Annotated in this window: 8 protein-coding genes; all 8 read left to right on the top strand. The window is 64.7% G+C overall.

Annotation, left to right across the window (positions count from 1 at the left end; translation table 11 throughout):
- Positions 1-1598 precede the first annotated feature (1598 nt).
- The 8 genes from ACWEH3_RS35270 to ACWEH3_RS35235 all read left to right on the top strand — a co-directional run bounded on the left by ACWEH3_RS35270 (position 1599) and on the right by ACWEH3_RS35235 (position 8245).
- The gene (locus tag ACWEH3_RS35270; RefSeq protein WP_450026483.1) at positions 1599-2186 is read left to right on the top strand and encodes a recombinase family protein; all 588 of its coding nucleotides are present in this window, start codon (positions 1599-1601) and stop codon (positions 2184-2186) included.
- A complete protein-coding gene (locus ACWEH3_RS35265) occupies positions 2183-3622 on the top strand; it encodes a Mu transposase C-terminal domain-containing protein (RefSeq protein WP_450026481.1) in 1440 nt (479 codons plus the stop codon). Before ACWEH3_RS35270 ends, ACWEH3_RS35265 begins: the two co-directional genes overlap by 4 nt.
- A gap of 2 nt (positions 3623-3624) precedes the next feature.
- Positions 3625-4449, top strand: coding sequence for an AAA family ATPase (locus tag ACWEH3_RS35260; RefSeq protein WP_450026479.1), 825 nt, complete (start codon positions 3625-3627; stop codon positions 4447-4449).
- A gap of 82 nt (positions 4450-4531) precedes the next feature.
- Positions 4532-5323 carry a phosphodiesterase gene (locus ACWEH3_RS35255; protein ID WP_450026477.1) on the top strand — a complete coding sequence of 264 codons (792 nt, stop codon included), beginning with the start codon at positions 4532-4534 and terminating at the stop codon, positions 5321-5323.
- 208 nt (positions 5324-5531) lie between these two features.
- Positions 5532-6065: a recombinase family protein gene (locus tag ACWEH3_RS35250; RefSeq protein ID WP_450026475.1), complete on the top strand. Its 534-nt coding sequence runs from the start codon at positions 5532-5534 to the stop codon at positions 6063-6065.
- A gap of 765 nt (positions 6066-6830) precedes the next feature.
- The gene (locus ACWEH3_RS35245; RefSeq protein ID WP_450026473.1) at positions 6831-7520 is read left to right on the top strand and encodes a hypothetical protein; all 690 of its coding nucleotides are present in this window, start codon (positions 6831-6833) and stop codon (positions 7518-7520) included.
- Positions 7521-7575: 55 nt separating this feature from the next.
- Positions 7576-7917, top strand: coding sequence for a hypothetical protein (locus ACWEH3_RS35240; RefSeq protein WP_450026471.1), 342 nt, complete (start codon positions 7576-7578; stop codon positions 7915-7917).
- Between the two features lie 61 nt (positions 7918-7978).
- Entirely contained in the window at positions 7979-8245 is a 267-nt protein-coding gene (locus ACWEH3_RS35235; protein ID WP_452358489.1) for a hypothetical protein, read from the top strand.
- The last annotated feature ends 12 nt before the right edge of the window (positions 8246-8257 follow it).

The raw sequence follows: 8257 nt of genomic DNA, 5'->3' as shown, positions 1-8257 counted from the left end.
ACTGACCTGGCCGGATACGTCGGCTCACCGACCGTTTCAGGACAGCTGTCCCGAAACGCACCCCAGTCCATCGACGACCCCACCCACAGTGCCGCACCCATATCCGCCCGGGCGGCGAGGTTGTCCGCCGCTGCCTGTGCCGCCTCGCGCGGTGCGCACCGGCGTAGGCCTGAAGTATTCGGCGGCATCACGTGCGCTGACCAGCAGAGGTCGCGCCGTCCCCGGATTCGATACCCGGCTTTCGCAGTGGCCGTGGCAGGAGCGTCTGATGACGCCACAATCGATAAACGTGCCTTCGACACCGTTTGTTCGCACACCCACCACTCCCCCACGATTGCGTCTGCGCCAGGACTCCGAGATCAGCGGCTACATCGATGCGACATGATGGCCACGATCGAGCAACCTCGCGAACAGCAGGTCCTCAGGGCTACCCGAGGTGTGGACCGGCCGCCGTGCTGCAGAACGGGCTGGGGCAGGCCAAGCGGCCTGCGCAGCACGGTCGGGCCTGTTCGCGCAGGTGCGTCCTGATCGGGGGCTCGGTCGGCGGCTGCGGCCTGGCGCTGGGCTGTGGCGTCGTCGCGGCGGGCGATGATCTGATCGACGCTGGTGTTCCAGCGGGTGCGGCGTTCGGCGACGGCGCGGCCGAGTTGGCCGGGCCTCGGCTGCCCGGCTGTCGATCAGCTCGCGGACCGCGGTCTCGGTGGTCGGGTCGACACCGGCGCGGGTGAGGTTGTTGCCCAGTTCGGTGCGCTGCTCGACGAACCGCTGCCATTCGGAACCTTCAGGGACGTGGGGAGTTTCCATTTTCGCACGGGGCAGACCATCGGCTTTGCTAGTCGATTGCTATTAGGATCGGAGGAGTCGTCGTATGGAGGAGCGCCGGAACTCGCCGCCGGGGACTCGGAGCTTCCTCTACCTGCGTGACGGCGACCGGCAGCGGCCCGGGAACGCATACTTCTCCTTCCGGGCCGTTGTTCGCGTGCGCTGCCACGAACCTCCGAACAAGCCCGTAGCGGCAGCAGACAATAGGCCCTCGGTCCCCAGGATGCCCGATACCGCGGTCACGCGTGTCGCGTGCGTGGCTGTGACTCGCAGTAGCGATTGGCGGTCTTTTCGCGTTGTCGGTTGACGTTCGAGGGGGGTAGGGGTCGGTGGAGGCGGCCTTTCCGGACGATCAACTGGAGCCGTCGACTGTGAATCCGTCGAAGAGGCGGCCTCCGAACAGATCCAGCGTCCGAGTGACTACCTCGATCATCTGTTCAATGTTGCCGTGGGCGACCGACCTCACTGCGCTCGTCAGCGTTCGCGAGTAGTTCGTGCTGTTCTCGCGGTCGAAGGCGACCAGTTCACGGTGCTGCCACCCAGCCACGCCGCCCGCGCGCGGGAGAACCGTTCGCGCACCAAGTCGCGTGCGATACCGAGTCCGTCGATGCTCACACCCCATCCGACCGCAGGCATTGCCCAGGACACAAGGTGTCTCGTGAAGGATCGTTCACGAGACACTCACGGCGGCAGGATGTTTCCGCAGGCCGGGTTTGTAACGCATGCCGTGTACGCGCCAAGGTAAACCTGTCGGTGTTTTCCGATACATTCCCGGCGTGAGAATCGGCTACGGGCGTGTATCGACCACCGACCAGAACCCCGACGGGCAACGCGACGCGCTCACCGCGGCCGGGTGCGAGCAGATCTTCCTCGACAAGGCGTCCGGGAAACTCGCGGCGCGTCCGGAGTTGGACAAGGCGCTGTTGGTGGCGAACCGGCCCGGTGACCAACTGGTGGTCACCAAACTCGATCGTCTCGGGCGCACTCTCGAGCATCTGATCGATCTCGCCGCCGATCTGGCCGGGCGGCGGGTGGATCTGGTGGTGTTGGATCAGGGCATCGACACCTCGACCGCGGTCGGGCGGATGTTCTTCCAGATCCTGGGCGCGATCGCCGAGTTCGAGCACGCGCTGATGTCGGAGCGCACCCGCGACGGCCTGGCCGCCGCCCGCGCTCGCGGGCGCACCGGTGGGCAGAAACCGAAACTCGGTCCCCGGCAGGTGATCCTGGCCCGGCAGATGTATGAAGAACTCGACGAACGAGGCAAACGCCGCTACACCGTCGCCCAGATCGCGGCCGAGTTCGGCGTCACCCGCCCTACCATCTACCGGCACCTGACCGCCACGACGACGAAGACCGCGTGAACGCGCCCGAGCTGGCGGGGCTGAGCGAGACCGAACGCCGAGCGGCGATGGACCGGTTCGAGGTCCTGCGCCCGCATCTCGAGGACGATGTGCCGCTCACCCGCGCCGCGGCGCACGCCGGTGTGCCGTTACGGACCGCGCAACGATGGCTGCGCCGCTACCGCGACAAGGGATTGGCCGGTCTGGTCCGGCGTCCGCGGACCTCGTCGGGGCGGCGTACCGAGGCGGAGTTGGTGCGGGTGATCGAGGGGATGGCGTTGCGGTGCCCGCGCCCGTCGCTGGCCGCGATCACCCGCCGCGCCGCCCGCCTCGCCACGGAGCGGGGGTGGGCACCGGTGTCCTACAACACCGTTCGCTCGATCGTCACCGGACTGGATCCGGCGCTGCTCACCCTGGCCCACGACGGTCCCGCCGCGTTCCGCGACACCTACGAACTCGTCTATCGGCGCCGCGCGGAGTATCCGAACGCGATGTGGCAGGCCGACCACACCCAACTCGACCTCCTCGTCCTCGATGCCGCGACCCCGCGCCGCCCCTGGCTGACGGTGGTTTTGGACGATCACTCCCGCGCGGTGACCGGCTACACCGTCACCCTCGGTGCGCCTTCGGCGTTGAATACCTCCCTCGCGTTGCGCCAGGCGATCTGGACCAAGTCCGATCCGGGATGGCCGATGTGCGGGATCCCGGAAGTCCTCTACGTCGATCACGGCAGCGACTTCACCAGCGACCATCTCGTCCAGGTCGCCGTGGACCTGAAGTTCCGGATCACCCACTCGACCGTCGCGCGGCCCCAAGGCCGCGGGAAAGTGGAGCGTCTGTTCGGCAGCATCAACACCGAACTGCTGACCGAACTGCCCGGCCATCTCGTGCACGGGAAACCCGCCACCGCACCGACGCTGTCGCTGCGTCGGCTCGACGACGCGATCGGTCGTTTCCTCACCGATGTCTACCACCGGCGCACCCACTCCGAGATCGGCGCCTCACCGCGGCAGGCGTGGATCGCCGACGGATGGCTGCCGCGTATGCCCGAAGACCTGCAACAGCTCGATCTGCTGCTGGTCAGCGTCGCCACGCCCCGCGTCGTGCACCGTGACGGCATCCATTTCCAGGGCTTGCGATATCTGCATCCCACCCTGGCCGCCTATGTCCGCGAAGCGGTCACCGTCCGCTACGACCCCCGCGACATCACCGAGATCCGCGTCTTCCACAACAACCGGTTCCTGTGCAAGGCCATCAGCCCCGACCACACCGGCGAAACCATCGGGCTCAAAGACATCCATGCCGCCCGCCGCGCCTACCGGCGCCGGGTCCGCGACCAGATCAACGAAGCCATCACCGCCGTCACCGACTACCTCCCCGCCCCCACCCCACCGAACGCACAGCCGGCACCCGCACCACCGCCGGGGCCGCGGTTGCGCGTCTACCAGGAGGACTGACAGTGCCGCCGCCACGGAACTGGCCGTTCATCGCGACCAAGGAACACCGCCGGTTCGTCGAGTTCGCCGATACCGTCGAACGCGAGAAGACCATTGGAATCTGCTACGGCGCAGCAGGAATCGGCAAAACCCAGTCCGCCTCCCGCTACTCCCGCTGGGACAAGGCCGCGCACCTGCTGACCACCTGGGGCCGCCGCGAGGAATCCGACGCCGACGTCTACGCCGCGCTGGCCCGCTCACGCACCGTGTTCTACACACCCACCGTGGCCGCACCCCTGCGTCAGCTACGCGAGGACCTCCAACGCCTGACCACGCGAGTCAACTTCTGCATCGACGACCACATCCACCCCGACCGCATCCACCCCGACCGCCGCACGCACGAACCGATCGACTACATCGAACTGGTCATCATCAACGAGGCCGAACGGCTGCCCGGCACCGCCATCGAGCACCTGCGCGACCAATACGACCGCGCAGACCACGGCCTGCTGTTCATCGGGATGCCCGGCATTGAGAAAACCTTCTCCCGATACCCGCAGCTCTACAGCCGCGTCGGCTTCGCCCACCACTACCGGCCCCTGACCGGCGAAGAACTCACCTTCGTCCTGAACCGCCACTGGCACAAACTCGGCCTCGACCTGGACCCCGACGACTTCACCGACGCCCAAGCCATCGCCGCCCTCGTCCGCATCACCGGCGGCAACTTCCGCCTCCTACAACGACTGTTCGCCCAAATCCACCGCATCATGAAAATCAACGAACTCCACACCATCACCACCGACGTCGTCGAAACCGCACGCAGCACCCTCGTCATCGGCACCACCTGAGCACTCGAAAACTGCTCGTAGCTCCAGCGGTCCGCCGCCGGGGCGCACCGTATCGACGCCGGCAACCTCGACCGTCTGAAGAATGGAGTACACGGTGCTCATCGCGCATCTGAGCGATCCCCACCTGAGATCGGACACCTTGGCCGCCGGGCCGGCGAGCGCACTGCATGCCGCGCTGGGCCGTGTCATGGCTCTGGACCCGCGACCCGACTGTGTCGTGATCACCGGCGACCTGGTCGAGCACGGACACAATCGAGCCTACGACCAGTTACGGGAGATGGTCGGCCGCTTCCCGATACCGACATACCTGGTCACCGGGAACCACGACGAACCCGCCGCAATCCGGGATATGTTCGCTGGCACATCCTTGCTCGGCGGAACCCAGGACACGCGCTACGTAGTCGACCACGACCACTTCTCGGTCATCGTTCTGGACTCCAAACAACCCGGCGGCCCCGGCGGGCTCCTGGGCGATCAACAACTGGCCTGGCTGGACCAGTCATTGTCCACACGCAGCGAGGTTCCGGTGTTCGTAGCCCTGCACCACCCGCCTGTCGCGGTGGGGATCCCGTTCCTGGATGGGATGCGGTTAGCCGACGGAGCAGCACTGGCCGAGGTCCTCTCCGGCCACTCGAACATCGCCAGAGTCCTTGCCGGGCACGTCCACCGGCCGATCCACGTGCCTTACGCAGGAACCGCGGTATCGGTCGCGCCGAGCACCTACCGACAAACCTCACTGACACTGCGGGCCGATCGACAAATCGGTTACCTCGACGACCCGACCGGGTTCCTGCTCCACGTCGGGGCCGAAGACGATATCGCCACCCACACGGTGCCCGTCAGCGGCGCAGCAGCCCTGATCGGCGCGTTCTGACCCCCGTCTCACACCACCTCTGAAGTTCGAAGATAGCGCACTACACCGACCTCAGCGCCGTCCACCAATGCGGAATCACCGCCACTTATCGCTGCGAGTCACAGGCCTGAAACGCGTCAGAATAAAGTCAATTTTCTCATTCTTTGACACATGTCTAACTGGCTCCTAGACTCCAGTCCGACAATACGGAGTTCTGGAGGTAACGGCGATGCGGGTCGGCTACATCAGGGTGAGCACCCTCGATCAGAACACCGTCCGGCAGCTGGACGGGATCGCCGTCGAGCGCACCTTCACCGACAAGGTCTCCGGCAAGGACACCGCCCGCCCGCAGCTGGGGGAGTTGCTGGAGTTCGTGCGTGAGGGTGACACGGTGATCGTGCACTCCATGGATCGCCTGGCCCGCAATCTGGATGATCTGCGGCGGCTGGTGCGCACCCTGACCGGTAAGGGCGTGCGGGTGGAGTTCGTGAAGGAGTCGTTGACCTTCACCGGGGAGGACTCACCGATGGCGAATCTGCTGCTGAGTGTGATGGGTGCCTTCGCCGAGTTCGAACGCGCCCTCATCCTCGAACGCCAGCGCGAGGGCATCGCCGCGGCCAAGGCTCGCGGCGCCTACACCGGCCGCAAACCCGCCCTCACCACCGAACAAGCCGAGTTGTTGCGCGCCCGCGCCGCCGCGGGGGTGTCGAAAGCGGCGCTGGCCAGAGAGTTCGGCATCAGCCGCGAAACCGTCTACGCCTAACCTGCGAGCAGAGACCGCAAACTGACCTGCGACGTTTCCAGTTTCGAACACAAACCCGAGAGCAGCGAAGCGCGAAGCCGCCTTCGCGCGAAACGACCCCGGCGCCCTAATCAGCCGACGGGCGCGTCACAGTTGGGGGTAGTGGTGAGGTTTTACTGCGGTGGCGGCTTGCTCGAGGGCCAGCTCTATGGAGGAAGTCTCTCAGAAGTGTCTCGCACAAGGGGCGGGTTTCGAGAGGAGTTTTGCGAATGGTGGCCTGCGGGTTCGGTGGTCGATCCAGGGCTGTCGCAGAACTTTCGTATCTGGTTTGTGAGAAAGCCGGAAGCCAGGGGAAGCGGCCTGGCTTAATCTCAGCAACAACGGTATGTTTGAGTCGATGAAATCGCGGTGATCGTTCGACGGACAGAAATCCGACTGCGGACACGATGCCGGATCGTTAAAGGCAAATGTCCCCGGACGAGGTGGTGAATGTATCGCGAATCTGCCGCAGCGTTCCACGCTCTCACACAGCGTCTGGCTCTCGACCTGAGAGAATGCGCTGTACTCAAGCAGCATTTCATGAACGACTTCGCCGATGATGGGCTACGGGGACCTGCGCGCATGCTGCCGGAGGGCGATCGCACGGGGAGCGACCGCATCCGCGCCAGCGGAATGCTGTCGACTACGACACACCGGTCCGAGATAAGTTCTGGGAACCACGAAGTCGTAATGCCCAACACTAGAATACAAGACATACGATCACGCCACCTCTACGTTCCGGAGGGGATGGTCGATGACGGTGTTGCCGTTCAGTTCCTGCCCTCCACCGACGGGAATCGGAATGTCTACAGGCCGATCAACAGGGAATATCATATGCGCCGGGGCATTCCACACGAACCCGGCCAGCTCGCGATACGAGGAGAGTCCGACCATCGCCTGGTCGAGCTATTAAAAATGCCGAGAACCCCTCCGGCAGCGATCTCCGATGGACCGTACGGTCGAGGTCTGGTGCAGGACTTCGTCCCGTCGACCGAGATCCGACCGCTCCATGAATACGACGAGAAACAGCAGCAGCAGATGGCCTTTCTCGATTACCTCATGGGCTACACCGACGGCAATCTGAACAATTATCGAACAGCATTGGGGGGGAAGTATTTTCAGAAAGGTGATCTCGTCGGAGTCGATCGCGACCTGATCCTCCCTGAAGAACCCGATCCTCGGTGGGGGATCCGTTCACCCTTCGTCGCGAAGTACAAAGGACAGCCATTCGACTCCGACATCCTCGACCTCGCCGACGCAGTCCATCCCGACCAGATTCCCGCCACCCTCGCCAACTTCGGCCCGAGCCTCCCCCAGCTCAGCGACCGCGCCATCGAAGGCGCGCAGGCAAGGTTGGTGGAAATGCAAACCGACCGCATGATCACGGGCAGAGCCTGGGAAAGTCTGGGCGGGCGATTCACCAGTGATCCGATATAAGACGATGCCACGTGCCGATACCAGACCTGGTGGTCCTGCACGATAGGAGGGCTTGATGACTGAGACGACCAAACCGACTCCGACATTGGTCACCGTGTACGACATGGGAACCGGGGAGCTTCGGCGGACCGCGGAATTCCGGCTGATCGAAGGACACGCAGAACTCACCGTCATCGATCCCAACGGATGCGGTCTCGCGCAACGGTTGCACACCCACGGCGTCGAGCTACTCGACGAACCCCGCCGAGTGCCGCCCGAAGAGGGCCCTGCCTTCATGCGCGCCCTGCTGCAACCTTTCCGCATGAGCTACTACCGCATCGTGGACGAAAGCCCCGGCACCGCCGGAAAGACCATCGACCAGCATGATGACCGCACACCACACGAACCCGACGAATGACCCACTCCAACAGTGATTACAGGGGGTCGAGGAACATCTTTGAGGCATCACCTGGTTGAACATGCTCAACGACCAGGCCACCGACCGCCACACCGAGGACGACATCCGCTACGTGCGTCGCCGCTACTTGAACACCGAGGCGGCGCGGCGGATCGCGATCGAGATCGCCAACGCCACCTTCGCTGCCCGCAAGCCATCCATCTGGGCCCCGGAATGGCGGTACATGGCCGGCCGCGCCGCAGCCGGGGTCTATCTCGCTAACGGCTCCTCTCTGTGTCAAGTCTCGATGAGTAGAGAGGTACCGGTATCGCGAAGCATGACTCGGTAGACGACGTCGGCG

The sequence above is a fragment of the Nocardia sp. NPDC004718 genome (genome assembly GCF_053601535.1).
This window is presented reverse-complemented; position numbering and strand designations above follow the sequence as displayed.

Bases quoted from the DNA above. Each gene is read 5' to 3' on its own strand.
- ACWEH3_RS35255 (WP_450026477.1), top strand. From the start codon at position 4,532: ATGGAGTACACGGTGCTCATCGCGCATCTGAGCGATCCCCACCTGAGA.
- ACWEH3_RS35240 (WP_450026471.1), top strand. From the start codon at position 7,576: ATGACTGAGACGACCAAACCGACTCCGACATTGGTCACCGTGTACGAC.
- ACWEH3_RS35250 (WP_450026475.1), top strand. From the start codon at position 5,532: ATGCGGGTCGGCTACATCAGGGTGAGCACCCTCGATCAGAACACCGTC.
- ACWEH3_RS35235 (WP_452358489.1), top strand. From the start codon at position 7,979: ATGCTCAACGACCAGGCCACCGACCGCCACACCGAGGACGACATCCGC.
- ACWEH3_RS35245 (WP_450026473.1), top strand. From the start codon at position 6,831: ATGGTCGATGACGGTGTTGCCGTTCAGTTCCTGCCCTCCACCGACGGG.